25 protein-coding genes are annotated in these 17,287 nt (G+C 58.5%); 10 read left to right on the top strand and 15 right to left on the bottom strand.

Going from position 1 to position 17,287, the window contains the following annotated elements; translation table 11 throughout:
* Nucleotides 1-3: 3 nt before the first annotated feature.
* From DFR38_RS17480 to DFR38_RS17500, 5 genes are all read right to left on the bottom strand, one after another.
* Nucleotides 4-519, bottom strand: a complete 516-nt coding sequence (locus tag DFR38_RS17480; RefSeq protein WP_110313693.1) for a phage scaffolding protein — start codon at nt 517-519, stop codon at nt 4-6.
* Nucleotides 520-588: 69 nt separating this feature from the next.
* Entirely contained in the window at nt 589-1,026 is a 438-nt protein-coding gene (locus DFR38_RS17485) for a hypothetical protein (protein WP_059284900.1), read from the bottom strand.
* Complete coding sequence (locus DFR38_RS17490; protein WP_059284899.1) at nt 1,026-2,501, bottom strand: phage portal protein; 1,476 nt, start codon at nt 2,499-2,501, stop codon at nt 1,026-1,028. Before DFR38_RS17490 ends, DFR38_RS17485 begins: the two co-directional genes overlap by 1 nt.
* Before the next feature lies 1 nt (nt 2,502).
* On the bottom strand, nt 2,503-3,783 hold the full coding sequence (locus DFR38_RS17495; protein WP_170124168.1) for a phage terminase large subunit family protein: 1,281 nt from the start codon (nt 3,781-3,783) through the stop codon (nt 2,503-2,505).
* Nucleotides 3,776-4,381, bottom strand: coding sequence for an HGGxSTG domain-containing protein (locus DFR38_RS17500; protein WP_059284898.1), 606 nt, complete (start codon nt 4,379-4,381; stop codon nt 3,776-3,778). Before DFR38_RS17500 ends, DFR38_RS17495 begins: the two co-directional genes overlap by 8 nt.
* Nucleotides 4,382-4,588: 207 nt before the next feature.
* On the opposite strand from DFR38_RS17500, the gene DFR38_RS17505 reads away from it, so the two are divergent.
* Nucleotides 4,589-5,041, top strand: coding sequence for an AcrIF11 family anti-CRISPR ADP-ribosyltransferase (locus DFR38_RS17505; protein WP_059284897.1), 453 nt, complete (start codon nt 4,589-4,591; stop codon nt 5,039-5,041).
* A 178-nt stretch (nt 5,042-5,219) separates the two neighbouring features.
* Here the strand turns inward: DFR38_RS17505 and DFR38_RS17510 are convergent, their stop codons facing one another.
* The 10 genes from DFR38_RS17510 to DFR38_RS17555 all read right to left on the bottom strand — a co-directional run bounded on the left by DFR38_RS17510 (nt 5,220) and on the right by DFR38_RS17555 (nt 11,967).
* A complete protein-coding gene (locus tag DFR38_RS17510; protein ID WP_146216010.1) occupies nt 5,220-5,498 on the bottom strand; it encodes a hypothetical protein in 279 nt (92 codons plus the stop codon).
* 55 nt (nt 5,499-5,553) lie between these two features.
* Complete coding sequence (locus tag DFR38_RS17515) at nt 5,554-6,045, bottom strand: hypothetical protein (protein ID WP_146216011.1); 492 nt, start codon at nt 6,043-6,045, stop codon at nt 5,554-5,556.
* A 31-nt stretch (nt 6,046-6,076) separates the two neighbouring features.
* Nucleotides 6,077-6,535 (bottom strand): RusA family crossover junction endodeoxyribonuclease, encoded by a 459-nt coding sequence (locus DFR38_RS17520; RefSeq protein WP_059284895.1) that lies wholly within the window; start codon nt 6,533-6,535, stop codon nt 6,077-6,079.
* Complete coding sequence (locus DFR38_RS17525; RefSeq protein WP_059284894.1) at nt 6,532-6,744, bottom strand: hypothetical protein; 213 nt, start codon at nt 6,742-6,744, stop codon at nt 6,532-6,534. The genes DFR38_RS17520 and DFR38_RS17525 overlap by 4 nt, the downstream gene beginning before the upstream one ends.
* The gene (locus DFR38_RS17530) at nt 6,741-7,418 is read right to left on the bottom strand and encodes a DUF6475 domain-containing protein (RefSeq protein WP_059284893.1); all 678 of its coding nucleotides are present in this window, start codon (nt 7,416-7,418) and stop codon (nt 6,741-6,743) included. Before DFR38_RS17530 ends, DFR38_RS17525 begins: the two co-directional genes overlap by 4 nt.
* 4 nt (nt 7,419-7,422) lie before the next feature.
* The gene (locus tag DFR38_RS17535; RefSeq protein WP_059284892.1) at nt 7,423-8,226 is read right to left on the bottom strand and encodes a YdaU family protein; all 804 of its coding nucleotides are present in this window, start codon (nt 8,224-8,226) and stop codon (nt 7,423-7,425) included.
* Between the two features lie 4 nt (nt 8,227-8,230).
* On the bottom strand, nt 8,231-9,460 hold the full coding sequence (locus tag DFR38_RS17540) for a phosphoadenosine phosphosulfate reductase domain-containing protein (protein ID WP_110313696.1): 1,230 nt from the start codon (nt 9,458-9,460) through the stop codon (nt 8,231-8,233).
* On the bottom strand, nt 9,457-11,238 hold the full coding sequence (locus DFR38_RS17545) for a DNA cytosine methyltransferase (protein ID WP_059284891.1): 1,782 nt from the start codon (nt 11,236-11,238) through the stop codon (nt 9,457-9,459). The genes DFR38_RS17540 and DFR38_RS17545 overlap by 4 nt, the downstream gene beginning before the upstream one ends.
* Before the next feature lie 123 nt (nt 11,239-11,361).
* Entirely contained in the window at nt 11,362-11,637 is a 276-nt protein-coding gene (locus DFR38_RS17550; RefSeq protein WP_211310780.1) for a hypothetical protein, read from the bottom strand.
* A gap of 117 nt (nt 11,638-11,754) precedes the next feature.
* Nucleotides 11,755-11,967: a YdaS family helix-turn-helix protein gene (locus tag DFR38_RS17555; protein ID WP_059284890.1), complete on the bottom strand. Its 213-nt coding sequence runs from the start codon at nt 11,965-11,967 to the stop codon at nt 11,755-11,757.
* Nucleotides 11,968-12,036: 69 nt separating this feature from the next.
* On the opposite strand from DFR38_RS17555, the gene DFR38_RS17560 reads away from it, so the two are divergent.
* The 9 genes from DFR38_RS17560 to DFR38_RS17590 all read left to right on the top strand — a co-directional run bounded on the left by DFR38_RS17560 (nt 12,037) and on the right by DFR38_RS17590 (nt 17,038).
* Nucleotides 12,037-12,516 (top strand): helix-turn-helix domain-containing protein, encoded by a 480-nt coding sequence (locus DFR38_RS17560; RefSeq protein WP_059284889.1) that lies wholly within the window; start codon nt 12,037-12,039, stop codon nt 12,514-12,516.
* 40 nt (nt 12,517-12,556) lie between these two features.
* A complete protein-coding gene (locus DFR38_RS17565; RefSeq protein ID WP_059284923.1) occupies nt 12,557-12,784 on the top strand; it encodes a hypothetical protein in 228 nt (75 codons plus the stop codon).
* 142 nt (nt 12,785-12,926) lie between these two features.
* Entirely contained in the window at nt 12,927-13,274 is a 348-nt protein-coding gene (locus DFR38_RS17570; protein WP_059284888.1) for a helix-turn-helix domain-containing protein, read from the top strand.
* 146 nt (nt 13,275-13,420) lie between these two features.
* Nucleotides 13,421-13,741: a helix-turn-helix domain-containing protein gene (locus tag DFR38_RS17575; RefSeq protein WP_059284887.1), complete on the top strand. Its 321-nt coding sequence runs from the start codon at nt 13,421-13,423 to the stop codon at nt 13,739-13,741.
* 600 nt (nt 13,742-14,341) lie between these two features.
* On the top strand, nt 14,342-14,512 hold the full coding sequence (locus tag DFR38_RS21290) for a hypothetical protein (RefSeq protein ID WP_158527756.1): 171 nt from the start codon (nt 14,342-14,344) through the stop codon (nt 14,510-14,512).
* A gap of 151 nt (nt 14,513-14,663) precedes the next feature.
* Nucleotides 14,664-14,807, top strand: coding sequence for a hypothetical protein (locus DFR38_RS21295; protein WP_158527757.1), 144 nt, complete (start codon nt 14,664-14,666; stop codon nt 14,805-14,807).
* Between the two features lie 88 nt (nt 14,808-14,895).
* Nucleotides 14,896-15,192 (top strand): hypothetical protein, encoded by a 297-nt coding sequence (locus DFR38_RS17580; protein WP_059284885.1) that lies wholly within the window; start codon nt 14,896-14,898, stop codon nt 15,190-15,192.
* On the top strand, nt 15,189-16,022 hold the full coding sequence (locus DFR38_RS17585) for a RecB family exonuclease (RefSeq protein WP_059284884.1): 834 nt from the start codon (nt 15,189-15,191) through the stop codon (nt 16,020-16,022). The genes DFR38_RS17580 and DFR38_RS17585 overlap by 4 nt, the downstream gene beginning before the upstream one ends.
* Before the next feature lie 5 nt (nt 16,023-16,027).
* Nucleotides 16,028-17,038 (top strand): hypothetical protein, encoded by a 1,011-nt coding sequence (locus DFR38_RS17590; protein WP_059284883.1) that lies wholly within the window; start codon nt 16,028-16,030, stop codon nt 17,036-17,038.
* The last annotated feature ends 249 nt before the right edge of the window (nt 17,039-17,287 follow it).

A 17,287-nucleotide genomic window follows, 5' to 3' on the forward strand; every position in this document is an offset into this window, starting at 1 on the left:
CGGTTAACCCTTGAGCAGCGCTGCCTTGGCAGCGGCATACTCTTCGGTGGTCATGTCCTTGGCCTGCTTCGCCTCGGCCGGTTTCGGTTTGGGCGCGGTTTCGGTGGAGGATGTGCTCGACTGCTCACCGAACAGATACGGTTTGCTTTCCTTGAGACCAGCGAACAGTGCTTCAGCACCTTCGATTTTTCCGTCCGCAAATTTGACGGCGGACAGATCCAGCAGCTTCAACTGATCCAGATCCAGCAAGCCGGACTTCACAGCTACGCTTTTCAGCTCAGCCTGCAAAACGCGCTTGTCGGCTTCTGCGCTGGCTTCGGCCAGTGCTGCCTCACGAATCTTGGGTGCGGCTTCGTCAATGGCTTTCTTTACGGCTTCTGCCGTAGCCTGTTCGAAGCCATCTACCTTGCCTTGCAGCTCGGTATTCTTCAGGCGCAATCCCTTGTTTTCAGCTCGGAGTTCGCGGACGTACTCGGCAGAGAAGGATTGCGGTTCAGGATTGTTTGCGGGGTCGGACATCTAGTCTTCTCCAAAATGAAAAACGCCCTGAATCATCAGGGCGACTTGGTTGCGCGGAATCGTCCGCAATCACATGTCGTAGAACGCGATAGACAGCTCGCATTGCGCCGGCACGGAAGTCGCCAGCGTCAGGCTGACGGTAATGCTGTTCCCTACGGGATAGAGCTGCATCAGCACCGCGTTGGAAGCTGCGTTAGAAGTGCTGCCACCAGTCTGGACTGAGGAGGCAGTCTTGATCGGCAGCATCTCCGGCAGGGTCAGACCAGGGTCGGCACATTGCACCGTCAAAACATCAGCGTTGGCGGTGTTGGTGCGCTTGCTTGCTACGATGGTACGAACCCATTCGGGCACGGTCAGGGTGAACTGCACCGTATCGCCAACAGCCAGGCCGGCTTGCGCGAGAACGTTGTAATGCCGCTCGTAGCGCAATGCCGCCTTGGCTTTGCTGACTTCAAGCACAAGTGCAGCGCCGGCCAGCGCGGGCGCATCAAGGTTGTATGTGGCCATCAGTCATCACTCTGTGAAAGCGGCTCCTGCTTTGGTGCAGCAGCGGCTGAGTTGGGCGAGGGTGGATCTTTATCGATTTGTCGCAGCTCGTCAGCCGGGTCCGCAATGTCGTAGCTGTCGGCTATCGATTTGACTGCTGTTTCCCGACTCAGCAAGCCACCGTCACGCAAAGTTGTGACTGTCTCTGCCTGCGTTTGCTTATCGGCATAGGTGGGCGCATACCAAGCCGGCCAGCGTAGTGAGATATCACCTTTTTCTGACAGCGGGCCAATCTCGCTGCCACGCTTGTCCACCAGTTTGAACTTGGCGCTGGCGCGCACGGCCATGCTGAGCAGGTCAAGGAGGGCACCTTCCCCGTAACTGGTGCGCAGCTTGTCGGCCAGCCAGATCAGGGCCTGATTCATCAGTTCCATTGCCCGGCCAGACTGTGCGGCGCTGAGTTTGTCCGCATTGGCCCGGTTGCCGTGGGCAGTTTCAAGAGCTAACTCGCGGACTGCGCGCACATACTCGACCACAGCGGCCACTGCCGTACCGTTGATCTCCAGCAACTTGGCATCGCCTTCAGTGCTGGTAATGATGGCGCGGTCTGCGCCGCGAACCATCTGGCCTTCACCAAATGCCGGCTGTTTGATATGCAGCGTAGGGTCAGACGAGTAGCGCAAGCCACGACCAGCCTGGGAAAGTTGGTAGTCGATCTCAATCTGGCAATCGATTGCCTCGGATGGCATTGTCGGCATGCCGTCAATATCATCACCGCCCGGTAGATTCTTTACCCACACCATCGGCACAAAGCCGAGGTTGTGCTGCGTGGTGCGCTTGGCATCGACAGTAAATTTCTGACCCTTTTTGGCGTCATCAACCTTCAGGGGGTCATGCCAGGTTTCGGCATTTGCATCCCAAATCCGGCAAAACCAGAAGTCCACAGACGCGTCATCGTCTGCAATGGCGTAGCCCATTGCTTTCAAGTCCGCGCCTTTGACTTTGTACTGCTCAGTTACCCTTTGCAGAGTGTCAGGTGCGTCTGGCTGCCATTCGGGCGTCAGGTAGGCCGTGGGTAGCACCTTCCAGAAAATGCGCTTTTTCAGCACGCGCATCAGGATGGCCACGGAGCCGACAGAGCCTCGGATGGCAGCATCGGTCATGATCAGATTGAGGCCGCTATCCTTTGACAGGCGCTCAAGGCTGTCGCGGGTTGCCTCGTCCGCACACTCAAATGCCGGGAAGTGGCCTTCGCTGAATAGCAGGCTGACGCTGTCTTCCACGACCGTGCGGCAGAGGTTGTAGCGCACAGACGGCCGGCGCTTGCTCAGCGGGATGTATTCGTCGATGACGTCTACCTGCTCTTTGTCGAAGGGGTACTGGAGGCAGTCGTACATCGTGCCATCCAGCACCTTCGTCAGCGCCAGCAGGGTGCGTGTGCGCTCGGGATAGTCCGAGTCTTTCGGGTAGGTACCCCGTAGCTCTTGAAAGTCCATCTCAGCGTCTCATGTGCGGCACATGTGCGCCGTGGGTTGCAATCGGTTTTACGACCGGCCAGCGCCACACCATGAAGTAGCCGCCGGCATCGTTCGGGTGGTCGTGGTCGGTGGTTTTGTCGGGTTCGCCGTTGTCGTCATACGGCTGCTGCTCCAGGCTTTCCGTGTACGTCGGGCACAGATCGGTGTTCACCTTCAGCCGGCGCACGCCCTGGTCATTCAGGATCAACGCATTGACGCTGTTGATCCGGTCTTTGACCGGCGGGTTGGTGCTCTTGGCCATGATCTGGAATCCGGCCTGCTGCAGGATGGTCAGGTCAGACTGGCTGGCGCTCTTGCTGCTTGTGTTCTGGCCGCTGGCATCCGGGTAAACCGTGATGGCGTGGCCCTTGTCCTTGTACCGCTCGCGGATCATGCGGGCCATATCGGGCGTGTCGCGCACTTTCACCAATTCGCCCACGGCATGCGGGCAGTCGTCACGCACCACAAAGACAACAGCAGCCATCTTGTTGACGTTGAAGTCCATGCCGATGTGCAGCGGCTCCCCCGGCATGGCCACAGTCGGCGCATGGTTCAACACGCGGCTGAACTCCGGGTACACGCAGCCGCTGTTCAAGTTGACGAAGCGGCCCTCAAGGTAGGCCTCGATCAGCTGAGGCGGGTAGCTGGCGCGAAGGCTATCGATGTAGTCGACCGGCAGGAACGGATTGGTGCGGGTAGGAGCCTGCACCATGGCGTAGCCTGGCTTCGGGTTCTTGCCCCATGTCTCGTAAACAAAGCGGAAGCCTTCGGGTGTGGTGTAGACGGACACTCGATTGAATGGATTTTCCAACCCCTTTGGCATCTGCCGGTTACGGGCAATGATCTTTCGCCATGCATGCTGCGCATGATCTTTTTTCAGTGTGTCGATCTCATCGACGTGCGCCCGGTAGGACTGGTAACCGATGATGCGCGCCGGGTTGTCTAGCGTCCGCATCACGAAGTCGCCACAGCCACCATTGGCCGTATAGATGATGTTCTCGGTCTTGTTGTACCGGTACCGGATGCCAAGCTCCGAAAGCTTCTCCTCCATCCGCGGGGCCAGAATCAGGCGGATAAGGTCGTAAGTCGGCTCGTACAGCGCGATCAGCGCGCTGGATGACTCCAGGGCGTCGCGGGTAGCGCACATGGCCAGTGCCTCGGTCTTGCCGGTGCCGAAGCCGCCAACAAAGGCGGGGTACTTGTCAGGAAGCTGGAAGAACCTTGCCTGCGGCTCCGTCATGGTCATCCGGATTTCACGCATTTGGGCTTCCCACCACTTCGATTACGATCTTGCCGACCGGGCCGTCATCCTTCTGCAGACCCTTGTCCTTCAGCTCCAGGCGCTTCAGATCAACGTCCACCTGATGCATTTCACCATCGCGGGCATTTTTGCCGCGCTTCAGTTCTGTGTCTGCCTGGATGGCCAGGATCTGTACACGGCGCAGCTCCAGCGACTCAATACGGCCAGTCAGCCGGTCGATCAGAGCAGCGTAGTCCTTCACCTGGCGCTTTTCTTCGTCGCCGGCAGCCATGGGGCCGCCACCAGAGCGCTCAACCGTTTCCACCAGTTCCAACGAGTCACCGCGCTCTTGCTCAAGCTGCAGGGCGCGCATCAGCCGGATGCGGGTAAGCCGCAGTTCTTCGTCCACGCTGCCCAGCTCGAGGCTGGCCGCAATGGCCTGTTCTTCCTTCGTCAGGTACAGGCTGTACAGGCTGCCGGGTTTTGCGGCGTTCTTGTTGCCGCGCTGGTTCTTCGGCCCTGTGCTTTTACCGCCATGCAAGGCACACCGGCGCTTGCCCGGTAATGCCTCGCGCTGGCACTTCCCGCCTTTGCGGGTTGTCGCCCCGCACTTCGGCATGGGATGCACCTCTCCATGGGGTCAATTTCGCAGAGGAATAAGAAAACCGGCCGAAGCCGGTCGCAGATAGATCACCATCCTTTCGGGGGCCGGCAATCTTGGGGAATTTTTACAACACGCGGAAGAAATCTGAATTTTCCCCTTGCATGTTTGATTGTTGTATTACATAATTCATTCAACAGAACGCGACACGCAAAGGAAAGCAAAATGGAACTCTTCCACACAACCGCAAACGAAATTGGCACCATTCACAAAAATGGCCGCTTTGGTGAGTTCTTCTGCTTTTCTTCCAACGTGTACGTGATGGTTGCCGGCGAATACTTCACTTACTCGATTGAGATCGATGAAGATGAGCTGATCAACGCTAGCAGCTTGTTCTACCACGAAGACGCCGAAAAGCTGTCCGGACTTGTTTCAACGCTGTGCAACCGTCTTTCGATTTCCGAGGACGAAGCCGAAGACCTGATCAGCGAGAAGGTTTCCGGCTGGGATCTGATCGATTCTTGGGACGCTGAGCAAGACTGGGACCTGCAACGCCTCACTGCTAGCGCTGCCAAAATCCTGGGCTACCGTGGCTGCATCATGAAAGACGAACAGGGCACGCTGTACATGATCGACATGCTGGGCCGTGAAGCTGACCTGGTAAAAGTAAATGGATAATCAAGCAACCAATCGTGGCGGCTCTCGCCCAGGCGCTGGCCGGCCAAAGGCAGAGTCTCCCACCAAGCCCCGGTCTTTGCGCCTCACCGATGCGGAGTGGCAAAAATTGCAGGACCTTGGCGGCGTCGAATGGATACGCGCTCAGCTGGATCAAGCCTTTCAGAAATGAGAGGCTTTTTTACACCCGCACCATCTCCGGCACGCGATGGCGCGGGATGATTACGTGGTCTTCGGCTTTCCCGCTGTCAAGGTAGTCAAACCTGATGGTGGATTTGCCGATCTCAGCGACGCGGGCGGCCCGTCCGCTAGCCATCAGCACATGCTGGCCCTGCTTCAGATAGCAGGCGTCTAACACTGCCTTGGCGTGTTCCATGTGCATGGGATGGCTCCTGAAAAGCAAAAAGCCCGAACTCTGGACGAAGTTCGGGCTGCTGCAAATATCGTAGTTTTGTTGCATCAGCCCGAACTCTGGACGAAGTTCGGGCTGCTGCAAATATCGTAGTTTTGTTGCATCAGGCTGTCAAGCGCTCCGCATAGACCAAGTATTCCAGCATCTCCCGATGCGGCCCCTCCAGCACCCCGTAAGCCTTGTGCATCAGCAGCTCCAGAGCCTGTACCACGGTTTTCTCATACCGGCTGGCAGTGGAGTAGTGCACATGATGCCGATCCCCCAGCTCACGACACCCAGGCCCTTCACCCGTTGCCCACTTGCGGATGATGTCCAGATCTGTCTTGAAGCCGAACCGGCAGGGCGTGTGCGTGGTCAGGTAGACCATCTCCGTCTCCCGCTGCACATGCAGTGCCCACAGCACAGCGCGTTGCTCGGCCGGCAGCCGGTTGATCTTGAGCATGACCATGGCGGCCTGGGCCTTGAGATCGTGCGGTGTCACATCAGCAAACGCGGGGGAGGTCTGCTGCTCACCGAACTTCTGGACCTTCACCAGGCACACGGCCTCGATCTGGAACGCCCATCCCACCAGTGACTTGATCGTCGAAAACTGCATCCCCATTCCCCCTTGTTGCTCTGTGTTTCTGTCAGGCTGCGAACAGCCCTTGTTGCGCCCGTTCTGGTACCAGCTGCGTGATTGTCACCACCACCCGCGCATCACCGTCCGGCTCCATCCGCTCCCCGAAGAGCTTCCGGACCCACTTGTCGTCGTGGAAGACCAGCCCCTTCAGACTGTCCAGCAGCACCTTGTTGGCGTTGTCCAGGTCGATGCACTGCACGTCGTCATCCCAGCATTCCGGGTCTTTCTTGGCGCGGCGTGCCCAGTCCTGCGGGCGGTTCGGGTACAGGGCGATATCCACGGCGACACGGCCGTCGAACGGCTGGCGGATGCCGGCGCGGTGGATGATGCCGGCCACCAGCTTCTTGTAGGCCTTGGCCTCGGCAGACAGCGTGGTGACCGGGGCCTTGAAGCCCTTGGGCTGGTAGGTTCTCCAGTACCGGTTCGCGCTCACCGGATAGGGCAGTACCAGGGTGATCGACTTCATGCCGCTTTCCCTTTCTGGTCCAGATCCCACTCTGCTTTCACCCGTGCCTTGAGCGCTTCCACGTCTTGGCCACGCTCGGCTGCGCGGTGGTATGCAGCCAGCCGCAGCGGCTTGATCGTGCGGGCCAGCATCCGGGCTTCACAGGCCTGGCAGCCCATCTGGTACACGTTGGCGCCACGGTTGGCGCAGCAGTCGCAACCGGCGCTCATGCGGCTTGCTCCATGGGCTTGGTTTTCGCATCCTGCTGGTGGACAAGCAGCATGATGCGATTGGCCTCGCCTACATCCAGCTGCTGCATGCCCAGCGCCGGCCTGTTGGTGCCAGCCGTCATGACCGCCTTCGCCATCGAGGCATCACCAATCAGCATCGGCGGTTCTACGCGGTGCCCTTCCTTGCGGTTCTCGGCCTCTGTGATGCCAACCATCACCGGCAAGTACTCCGGCAGCTCCTGGCGGCTGGCGAATGCCTTGTAGCGGTTCTCGAACTCCTTGGCCACGAACGGCCAATCGTCATCTGTCTTGGTTCCGAGGGAAATCCAGCCGCCCATTTCGTGCAACACGCGGTGAATCAGCGGGTCGTCGAATACCACGCTGCTGTAGGTGCCGACTTGGCGCAGTGCTTTGTCGACCTTGTGCCAGGCCTGCAGGGCCTTGTCCTGGCTGGAGCCCTGCATCATGCGGATCAGGTCAGCCGGTTTCGGCATGAACTGGCCGTTGTCGGGGTTGGTGACATGGCGGTTCATCGCCTCGCGGAACACGGCAAGGTCCACGTGCTTCAGGGCGCCCCAGTAGATCCCGATCGAGAACTCGGTCAGGCGCTTGCCGTACAGGTCGGCCACAGCCTGCAGCATGTCGACGAAGATGTCGTAGTCGTTCTGGGTCATGGCATCAGGCCTCCGGATTGGCATCACCGCCGAACAGCAGGGCCTTGGCCCGCTCGGCAGCTGCACGGTTGTGGTCGGTCAGGTTGGAACTGGTGGCAGGTGCGCGACGAGGCTGCTGCTGGAACTTGCTGTCGCCATGCTTGTTGGCGTTGCGCAGCCAGTTGCGGAACTTGGCAGGCCATTCGGCCAGCACTTCGCCGGTCGAGGTGTAGTGATCCACGAACTTATCGCGCTCAGCTTGCAGGTCCAGGCCCATGTTGTGGGCAATGCCCCGGTGGCTCTGATCCGGCTCGAAGTCGGCAGGTACGGTGGTGCCGAGTGCAGCCTCGCGGGTGCGGTTTCGCGCCTCACCCACGAAGGAAGGTTTACCTTCCGTAGTGGGTTTAGGTGAAGGTGATGGTGAAGGGCATTCCTCAAGCTGTGCTTCAAGTGTGCTTGTAGCATTGCTTGAAGCATTGTTTTTGCTTTCCTTAGACCATCGTGCAGCAGCTGCTTTCTTTGCCCTTTCTTCATGCTTGGCAGCATTCTCAGCGGCTGCTTGAAGCTCAGTATCAACGCGCTTGTGCAGCCACTCGCCACCCTCAACAAGGAACAGCCGGGCCAGCACAGGGCGGTGCTTCTTCCATTGCGGCATGGACAGGCGCGTGATATTGGACAGCGCGCCGTCATCGTCCGGCAGCGGGCCATTGCGCCAGTAATCCATGATCAGCAGCAGGTATGCCCCGTGCTGCTCGGTTGTCAGCCGCGTGGTATCCGCCAGGTAATCGGCGATGTACAGCGGCATCCAGACGTTGGTTTTCTTGCTCATGCTGCTACTCCGCGCCGAACAGAAGTGGCTGCACAGCGCCGTTCTGATAGACGATATCCAGCGGCACCGTGGCCAGTGGCTCGTCGCCATCCCAGCCCTGCGGCCAGGTCTCAAGGGCGATCAGCTCACGGATGCGGGCCTCTTCCTCGGCATTGATCAGGTCGATATGGGGCATGCCGTCGCGGTCTGCGCCAGCGTTGACTTCGGCCTGGATGGCCAGCACGCGCTCCAAGCCCATCAGCCGAGCCTCAAACGTCAGCGGGCCCATGCGTTGCGGGTTCGCGGCGATGCTTCCGTCTTTCAGACGTTCCAGGCCCGGTTTGCGCAGGCGGTGCTGCGGCTCACGTAGTTCACGCCACAGCAACTTCAGGCCCTTCAGGGGGGCCAGGTATTGCCAACGGGGATTCAGCAGGATGGTGTCGAGTGCCTTGTCTTCCTGGGCCAGCGGGCAGCCGATGCAACCGGTTCGCGCATTGACCTCTTCAGCCTCATCACCACCGTAGGCATCAGCAATCATGCGGGTGCTGAAGTCGCCAAACTCTGCCGTCGGGGCCCAATGTTTCAGCCACTCCCAGACGTGGCACACACGCCAGTGCAGCAGTGGGGCCAGGGTAGCGATCCGGCCGCGCAGGCCCTTGGCGTTAGGAAGCACCTGCTGATACCAGCCCTGACCGCACTCGGCGCCGTCCTTGCCGCAGCTCATCTCAATGCGGCGGTCGCGAATGGCGCTTTCGCCCTGGCGCACGCCAGTGATCATCAGGATGTTGCCGTCCAGCTCATCAAGTCGCTGGCGCAGCGCTTCTTCCATCGGGGTGATCTTGATCTGGCCGGTGCACCAGTGCAGGGTGCCGTTGTTTGGTGGAGGAACACCGCGGCCGAGCAGGTAGACCATGAATCGCTTGTCGAGCGGCGCGCGTACAACTTCCACGCGGATACCGCGGTCGTCCAGCTCGTCCATGATCTGTTGCGCGGCGATGGCCAGGGGGGGCAGTTCGAGGCGCGTGTCGGCATAGAACACGGTCAGAGACTTGGGCCGCTGGATCTTGCCGGCATCGAGCAGGTACATGATCAAGGTCAGCGTGGCGCTGCTGTCTTTGCCACCGGACCATGCGATGCCCCAGTGGTCGTTTTCCGGCCCATAAGCCTGCAACGACTGGATGGTCAGCTCGATGGACTCGGTCATCTGCATGCGGCGCGCGCCAGCGGCAAAGATGTCGATTTGCTGGGGATTCATACGGCCCCCTGGACGGAAAGAGCAATCGCCAGCGGGCGGACCCAGATCGGCGTTGCAGAAAGTACGAAGGTTTCGCCGCTCCAGGCGAGCAGCAGGGTGGTGCCCATCACTTCGGCAATGGCGCATGCCGCTTCCGGAGGAACCATGTTGCCGATGCGTTCGCGCCAGTCGCTGTCGCTCAAACCATCCAGTTCGAGGTATTCCTCGGGTTCGATCAGCGATTGCAGGGCAGCCAGCTCGAAGGTGGTGAAAGGGCGGTGCCAGGTACCGTCAAGCGAGCGGATCACGCATTGCAGCTTCTCGTTCGGTTCGGGCATGCGGGGATCGGCAACGCTCCAGCGGCCGTTGTCATGGCCTGCAGCAGCCGATACGGCGCCGCTGGTTTGATCCCAGCCGATCACGCCGTAGTGGCCGCCGGTCAAATAGTTGTCACCGCTCTGGCGACGATTTAAACCGGTACGTGGATCCGCAACGGCAAATGCGCCTTGGCCGGTGGTGCTGCCAGAAATGACGGTACCGGCTGCCTCATCCCAGTCGGTGACCATGTACTTGCCAAAGGTCGGGCCGATTCGGCGAGGATCTGCGACAGCTTGGCCGCCGGAGCTGGGGCCGTGGCCACCGGTAATGGTGCCGGCAGCCTGGTCGAAGCTGACGACGCGGAAAACATTGTTGTGGCGTACCTTCTCCGCGCGCGGGTCTGCGACGGAATACTTTCCGCCACCGGGGGCCGACTGGCTGCTGATGGCGCCGGAATGCACATCCCAGGGCAATACGCCGTACTGGCTGTATTCGGCCATCTGGGTACGGGGATCTGCAACGGAGAAAGCCCCATTGCTGGGGGTAGATCGGCCAGCAACGGTACCGGTCGGATCATTCCAGGCATTCACGCCCAGATAGCCTGCGCGGTATTCCGGAACAAGCAGGTAATCACGGAGCTGGCCGTTTTCCACTTCCAGGCGGTTCAGGCTGCGCCAGTCGCTGCCAGCTTCTACGAATGCGAGGCGCACCCAGGTTTTCCACTGCAAGGACGGAACGCGGTGCATCGGGCCGCCTGCCAGATCGCCCGGCATCGGCATGCGGCCGAGTACGGTACCGACGGCCTCTAGGCGCTTTTTCTCCGGCTCGTACAGGAACGGGGCTACTTTCTCGATGTGACGGGCCACCAGCAGGAAGCGCTTGCGGGATTGGGCAAGGCCGCCGATCTCGCCACAGTCGTGGGTGGTTTCGGCCACGGCGTAGCCATAGGCGCGCAGCAGTTCGCCAATCTGGTCAAGCAGGTGCCGGCCTCGGTTGGCGATGCGTGGCACGTTTTCGAACACGATCAGCTCGGCAGGATCGTCGGCATAGGCTTCCAGAGCCAGCCAGATACCGCGCAAGGTCAAACGATTCAGGGCCTGATACTTGGCTGTCTTACTGCGCGATTCATTCAGCAGGCCGCTGAAGCCCTTGCAGGGAGCTGACAGGAACCAGATGTGAGGGGATTCATTGCCCATGGCGCGACGGATGTCTACCGGCGTGGCTTCGCGCCAGTCGGTCGGCGGCTCTTTGCCATGGAAGTCGATGTACTGGGAACGGTCGAACAGATCCATTACCGTACCTGGCACGCCGACGATGCTGTTGAAATCGCGGATGGCAGCTGCATCCACGTCAATGCCGCCCAGGCAACGGAATTTGGCTTGAAGATTGCCAACGCGCGGTTGCGCTTTGTTGAAGCCCTTTGCGCCGCCGCCCAGGCCGCAGAACAGATGAGCATGGCGGATTTCGCGTGTCTCGATCATCGTGCAGTCTCCGGGTTGCGTTTGAATGGTGGTGTCGTCATAATCAATCTGCCTTTGAAGGTAGGGCCGCGTGGTATGTCCAGTACCGTTACGCGGCCCTTTTCGTTTCTGTGTCTCTGCCCATCAATTCCCACTCCCGCATTCACCCATACCCCGGCGCGCGCACTCGCAATTGGCGCCGACCTGACACAGCGTGGCCATGGCATCCAGGTACTTCGGCTTGACGCACACGTAGCCGAGAGCACCGAGAGCTGCGTCCACCTTGTCGATCGTCAGACCGAGCTGGCCAGACAGGAAACGGCTCACCTGGCTGCCGTCCCAGTTCAGCGCCTCGATGATCCGGGGGCTTTCCTTGGGGTTGGTCAGCGCAGCCCGTAAGCCACGTTCAATCGACAACATGCCAATATTTTCCATTGTCATTCCCTCTCAAAATTGATTGCGTGCGGTTGTGCACCGCACAGTCCATAGTTCTAACGAAACGCATAGCTACCCTTTCTCCTAGTTGAATGGATGGGGTTAAGCGGCCTTCTTGGGGCGTTGCCTGTAGGCCGCGAAGAACTCGGCTTCCGGGATGCCTGTTTCCTTGGCTACGGCCTCAATGCTGTTGGGTGGGACGTAGCCGCTGGCCTCCCATTGCTGAACGGCCTGTGGTGTAACGCCGACCAGGCGGGCAAGAACTGATTTGTTGCCGGCAAGTTTTGCCGCGCGGGTGACGATGTTCGATTCCATGTGAATCCCTCCTGCGCAAAGTATTAAAGAATTTCTTTACTTGGTCAACATTAATCAAGAAACTCTTTGATGGAGAGATGCAAGGAACACTTGTATTTTCACGATATGAAATACATTGAGACTGGTGCGCGCATCACCGCCGCAAGAAAAGCTAAAGGCCTAACCCAGCCTGATCTTGCTGAGTTATTGGGGATTACGGCTCAAGCTGTTCAGCAATGGGAAGCTGGTAAGACGATGCCCCGTGGTCATCAGCGCCAGCAGATGGTTGCCGATGCATTGGGTGTTACTGTTGCAGAACTGTTTTTTGGCATCACACAGCAAGAAAATAGTGCCCGGCCAGGATTGATTGAAGTTTGGGAGCCTGATCTGACAGATCAGGAAGGCGTTTTAGCTGCCGCAGGTCGAGCAAGAAGACGCGATGGCGAAGATGCCAGCCTGGTTGAACTATGCGCTGCACTTGCCCGCATGCTGGAGCAGAAGACCGAGGAGTGCCGGCAGCTGCAGGAGCAAATTCGGCAGCTCGACCCTAACTGGGGAAAGTATTCATAGAAGCCCGCGAAAGCGGGTTTTTTCACGTATGGAGGTTCTCATGTTCGAAGTCGACTGGCGGCAAGCTCCGAAAGGGGCTAGGTGGTGGGCGATCAATGAGGATGGCCAGGCGCACTGGTTCACTCCGCCTAAAACGGTTCCGTTCATTCACATCTGGTACGCCGACATGGACCCAGCACCCGACTTCGGCTACCAGGGCGACTGGAAAGAAAGCCTCCGCGAGTGCCCGGCCAGATTGACGCCCGCCAAGCGTAAGCCCACACTGTGATCGGCCGGCATCCTTCCTTCGGATAAAAACCAACCGGCCAGCTGAGCCCCGCCACGTGCGGGGCTTTGTCTTGTAATCAAATTCCTGTTTATCGAAATTTACGTTTCCACCAGCCGATCATTCAATCCACGAATATTCAGGGATGGAAAATTTTGGCGATCGAGTAAAAGCAGAGCGGATTGCCCGTGGCTGGTCTCAAGGCGAACTTGGCCGACGCGTTGGCGCGTCGACTTCCACCATCAGTGACATTGAAAACAACCCGACACGTGTTACAACTAAGCTTGTTGCACTAGCAAGGGCGCTGAGAGTGACCGCTGAATGGCTTGAGACGGGCAAGGAGCCCAAGGCGCGGGCCGTGGACCTGCAAACCGCATACATCGTGGCAGAAGACATCCACGACCTGGCAGACAAGCTACTGAGCAAAGGGCCTGAAGCCATCGGCGAGCTGATGAAAATCATCGCCGAGTCTTCGATAAACCGGCAAAAGTAGTTTCGGCAAACAGGAGTTCATTTGTCATGTCAACCCGTGAGGCATAAGCCATGCGGGTATGTTGCATTTCTGGCGTCAAGTCGACTTGTCATTTTCGTCAAGTTGGGTCATACGGAATAATAAGTATTATTACGTAGCGCCACAGCTTGGAAACATTTACCGACCGCATCATCGTTCTGCGCGCCCGCCGCCGGAAAACCATCACCCAGATTGCCGCCGACTGCGGCGTCTCGCGGCAAACAGCTTCGTCATGGTTCAATGATGGAGTCATGCCAAAACCCCACCACATAAGCCTCTTGGCTGAGTCGCTCGACACTACAGGCTCTTACTTGGTGCATGGTGACGCCTCACCGGCCCGTCACGCCCTGGTGGCAGAGCTGCGCCAGATCATCCCTCAGCTGCCAGAAAGTAAGCTGGCAGCCCTCGCGCACGTCGCGCGAGAATTCCTCGCATCTATCGACGACTGACTTGACGGCCCTAGGTGTGAATACCTATGCACTGTTAAAACTAAACACATATATCATCCGCTAGCGCTGATTAACTTTAATTTTGAAAGTTAATTATCTGAGTGCAGGTTAATTATTAACTTTAACGATTAAAGTTAATTCTAAATTCCTCGCTATACTAAATTCTTTCAGATTAACTTAACTTAGTATAGTTAAACCTAGTTAAGCTTAACTAACGCATTCTGCGCTATACGAAACTGAATAGTTCAGTTCTGTTATTGGCCATGATATGACGTCATATGATTTCATATGATGTCATATCATGCCGTATGAAATCATATGATGCGATATCGGCGCGCAGTCATGCAAATCATAGATTTTTGTATTTTGCAATAGGGTTTGTGGAAGGTAACTACCTATATAGGTGAATTATTTATACAGTACAGTACTGTATAGTTCGGAGATGTTGCACAATATAGAATTGATTCGTGGATAGGTATTGATTTTTAGTCTGTGGATGGTTCAGAATTGCATTGTCGGTGTAGGGCGTTTGGGTTATTAACCATGTCCGTTTTTAAATATTTACTGTCTCATGGCAAGACAGGTAGCTGGGAGATAAAAATGAGTGATGCTGAAAATAATTCCGTATCTGCGGTGACACCCCTGGCACGTGAAGAGATCGCTTCTAGCGTCCAAGCTGCGCTGGTAAACCTTGATCTGATGGAAGATCTGGTGTTCAAGTACTTTCAGCGGATGCGCAAGAACCTGACGGACCTGCACCAAAACCTATAAGCCAGGCATGGCTCATCAGACCGCCCTGTGGCGGTTTTTTTTCGCCACAAAAGCAAGAAACTCTTTATCCAAGTAAAGAAACACTTGAACTATGTAAAGAAATACTTGTATAGTGACCTCACCTACACAGCTCCACATGCAGGAGAGGCACATGAAAACCTACCTAGTAACAGTCACTGAACGGGACGGACGGCGCTACGTCGTTGCCGCTCTCGCAACCAGCACCTGCGACGCCTGCATGCAGGTGCTTGAGCAGCTGGGCCGCATCGTCGGCATTTCGGGGCGACGCGCATGAAAACCCTGAAATACATCTTTGGCGCAGTGCTGCTGACGGCGGCCTTCTTTACCGCAATGGGCTTTGCCCAGGCGCTGGAGCAGTTGCCATGAGCCTGTCCCAGTTATCCGCCGCAGTCATCCAGCTGATGCGCCAAGCAGAACTAGTGCGCGGCTACCAGCGTGGTGAGGTCACGCTGGAGTTTGACGGCTTCGCCCTGGTGGTGCGCGGCCATTACACCCCAGCAGAGCGACCCGCGGCATTCCACCCCGGCCAGCCGGCCGGCTTCGAAGTAACCGAAGTGTTTCTGGCAGACAGCGCGACCGACGCGGCCGAGCTGTTCGACTGTGCCGCGCTCAGCGTGGCCGTGCTGGAGCATCTGAATTCACAGGAAAAAGCAGCATGAACGCACCATTCACTATGAAACCGTCCGTGACGGTACGCGCCAGCTCGCTGGCAGAACTCTTCGACTGTCCGGCACGCTGGGAGGCCAAGCAACTGCTGCGCATGCGTATGCCGTCGTCTGGCGCCGCCCGCCTGGGCACTGCCATTCACGCCGGTACCGCGCTGTTTGACCAAGCCAAGCTGGATGGCAACCCACTGACCCCGTCCGAGGCTGCTGGCGCACTGATCGACGCGCTGTATGCCAAGGATGATGAGCAGGGCAACGGTGAGGTGGATTGGGGCGATACCGACCCGAACGCCGCCGAAAAGATTGGCCTGACCCTGCATTCCCGCTACTGCCACGAAATCGCACCCAAGCAGGATTACGTGGGCGTGGAAGTGCCGTGTGAAGCGCTGGAAATCACCGACCTTGGCTTGGTGCTGACCGGCACCACCGACCGGATCTATCGCAACGTGGATGGCGAGCTGGGCATCGCCGACTTGAAGTCTGGCGCCCGCGCCGTGGGCAGTGATGGCATCGCTGTCACCAGCGGCCACGGCCCGCAGATGGGTGTGTATGAGCTGATCGCCGAGTTTGCCGTCGGCCAGGCGCTGACCGCACCGGCCCAGATCATCGGCCTGAACACCGGCAAGACCGCCGCCAGCCAGAAGGTAGGCGTGGGCCTGATCAGCAATGCCCGTGAGGCGCTGATCGGTGACGAAGACAGCCCCGGCCTGCTGCAGCACGCCAGCCACATCATTCACAGCGGCCAGTTCTACGGCAATTCGAAGTCGATGTATTGCTCCGCCAAGTATTGCCCGCGCCACCCCACCTGCAAGTTCAAAGGATAAGCACCATGACTGCTGCACAAACCACCAACCTGCAGGCGCTGCGCCAGCCTGCCGCTCAAGCGAGTAACGTCCCGGCCGTGCATGCCGGCTTCTTCGACCTGCAGAGCTTCGAGCTGATGCAGCGTGTGTCCAAGGCCTTCGCGTCTTCCGACCTTGTGCCGCAGCAGTATCGCGGTGCCGACAAGATCGCCAACTGCATGATCGCCATGGATATGGCCCAGCGCATCGGCGCAAACCCGCTGATGGTGATGCAGAACCTGTACATCGTGCACGGCACACCAAGCTGGTCCAGCAAGTTCCTGATCGCCACCATCAATGCCTGCGGTCGCTTTTCGTCGCTGCGCTACGAGTGGAAGGGCGAACCGGGCGGTAAGGACTATGGCTGCCGCGCCTGGGCAATTGAGAAGGCCACCGGTGAGCGGCTGGACGGCATCTGGGTCACCTGGGAAATGGTGCAAGCCGAAGGCTGGGCCAGCAAGAACGGCAGCAAGTGGAAAACGATGCCCGACCAGATGTTTGTCTACCGTGCAGCGGCCTTCTGGCAGCGCGCCTATGCGCCGGAACTGGGCATGGGCTTACAGACTGCGGAAGAGGTCGGCGACGTTTTCGACGCTGCCCCGGATGCCAGTGGCAACTACGTCGTCACCAGCGAGGATCTGCGCCAGCAGGGTGCCCCGGCGGAAAAGACCGTGGCCAGCGACGAGCCGCCCTTTGATGTTGACACCACCACCGGTGAAGTCCTGACCCAGCAATCCGTTGCCCAGGGCTTGCGCCAGCAGCGTGAAGCCGAGCCGGTGCAGCAGCACCAGCAGGAAGAGCAGGGCAGCCAGCAGCAATCCGCCATGTTCGGTCTGGACGATGCGCTGGAGTCCGTCCGTCGCGGTGCATTCGATGAAGCCCGCGATATCGCCCGCAGCCTGAGCGAGAAGGATGCCCAGATCGTCGAGCAGACCATCGCCAATCAGCAGAAGGCAGGCGGCACCACCCGCGCCCGCCGCCAGCGCGACGTGGAGTAAGCCATGTCCTTGTTCAACTTCCAAGGTAAAGCCGAGATCAAGCACTTCAACGCTCGGAAGGAAGGTCCGGACGAGGACAAGACCCTCGCTCTGGACCTCAAATTGACGGCGAAAACCGGAAGTGCGGCCCTGGTGTTCTTCGATGAGCACCTGGAAGGCTTCCTCTACCTGGACGGTACTGGCGCCGTCCGTAACCAGATGATGGAACCGCTGAAGTACAAGCATGAGGTGCAGGACTGCGAACTGGAT

This window comes from Aquitalea magnusonii, from assembly GCF_003202035.1.
GTDB classification, from domain to species: domain Bacteria; phylum Pseudomonadota; class Gammaproteobacteria; order Burkholderiales; family Chromobacteriaceae; genus Aquitalea; species Aquitalea magnusonii.

Bases quoted from the DNA above. Each gene is read 5' to 3' on its own strand.
- DFR38_RS17480 (WP_110313693.1), bottom strand. From the start codon at position 519: ATGTCCGACCCCGCAAACAATCCTGAACCGCAATCCTTCTCTGCCGAG.
- DFR38_RS17485 (WP_059284900.1), bottom strand. From the start codon at position 1,026: ATGGCCACATACAACCTTGATGCGCCCGCGCTGGCCGGCGCTGCACTT.
- DFR38_RS17490 (WP_059284899.1), bottom strand. From the start codon at position 2,501: ATGGACTTTCAAGAGCTACGGGGTACCTACCCGAAAGACTCGGACTAT.
- DFR38_RS17495 (WP_170124168.1), bottom strand. From the start codon at position 3,783: ATGCGTGAAATCCGGATGACCATGACGGAGCCGCAGGCAAGGTTCTTC.
- DFR38_RS17500 (WP_059284898.1), bottom strand. From the start codon at position 4,381: ATGCCGAAGTGCGGGGCGACAACCCGCAAAGGCGGGAAGTGCCAGCGC.
- DFR38_RS17505 (WP_059284897.1), top strand. From the start codon at position 4,589: ATGGAACTCTTCCACACAACCGCAAACGAAATTGGCACCATTCACAAA.
- DFR38_RS17510 (WP_146216010.1), bottom strand. From the start codon at position 5,498: ATGCAACAAAACTACGATATTTGCAGCAGCCCGAACTTCGTCCAGAGT.
- DFR38_RS17515 (WP_146216011.1), bottom strand. From the start codon at position 6,045: ATGCAGTTTTCGACGATCAAGTCACTGGTGGGATGGGCGTTCCAGATC.
- DFR38_RS17520 (WP_059284895.1), bottom strand. From the start codon at position 6,535: ATGAAGTCGATCACCCTGGTACTGCCCTATCCGGTGAGCGCGAACCGG.
- DFR38_RS17525 (WP_059284894.1), bottom strand. From the start codon at position 6,744: ATGAGCGCCGGTTGCGACTGCTGCGCCAACCGTGGCGCCAACGTGTAC.
- DFR38_RS17530 (WP_059284893.1), bottom strand. From the start codon at position 7,418: ATGACCCAGAACGACTACGACATCTTCGTCGACATGCTGCAGGCTGTG.
- DFR38_RS17535 (WP_059284892.1), bottom strand. From the start codon at position 8,226: ATGAGCAAGAAAACCAACGTCTGGATGCCGCTGTACATCGCCGATTAC.
- DFR38_RS17540 (WP_110313696.1), bottom strand. From the start codon at position 9,460: ATGAATCCCCAGCAAATCGACATCTTTGCCGCTGGCGCGCGCCGCATG.
- DFR38_RS17545 (WP_059284891.1), bottom strand. From the start codon at position 11,238: ATGATCGAGACACGCGAAATCCGCCATGCTCATCTGTTCTGCGGCCTG.
- DFR38_RS17550 (WP_211310780.1), bottom strand. From the start codon at position 11,637: ATGTTGTCGATTGAACGTGGCTTACGGGCTGCGCTGACCAACCCCAAG.
- DFR38_RS17555 (WP_059284890.1), bottom strand. From the start codon at position 11,967: ATGGAATCGAACATCGTCACCCGCGCGGCAAAACTTGCCGGCAACAAA.
- DFR38_RS17560 (WP_059284889.1), top strand. From the start codon at position 12,037: ATGGAGAGATGCAAGGAACACTTGTATTTTCACGATATGAAATACATT.
- DFR38_RS17565 (WP_059284923.1), top strand. From the start codon at position 12,557: ATGTTCGAAGTCGACTGGCGGCAAGCTCCGAAAGGGGCTAGGTGGTGG.
- DFR38_RS17570 (WP_059284888.1), top strand. From the start codon at position 12,927: ATGGAAAATTTTGGCGATCGAGTAAAAGCAGAGCGGATTGCCCGTGGC.
- DFR38_RS21290 (WP_158527756.1), top strand. From the start codon at position 14,342: ATGAGTGATGCTGAAAATAATTCCGTATCTGCGGTGACACCCCTGGCA.
- DFR38_RS21295 (WP_158527757.1), top strand. From the start codon at position 14,664: ATGAAAACCTACCTAGTAACAGTCACTGAACGGGACGGACGGCGCTAC.
- DFR38_RS17580 (WP_059284885.1), top strand. From the start codon at position 14,896: ATGAGCCTGTCCCAGTTATCCGCCGCAGTCATCCAGCTGATGCGCCAA.
- DFR38_RS17585 (WP_059284884.1), top strand. From the start codon at position 15,189: ATGAACGCACCATTCACTATGAAACCGTCCGTGACGGTACGCGCCAGC.
- DFR38_RS17590 (WP_059284883.1), top strand. From the start codon at position 16,028: ATGACTGCTGCACAAACCACCAACCTGCAGGCGCTGCGCCAGCCTGCC.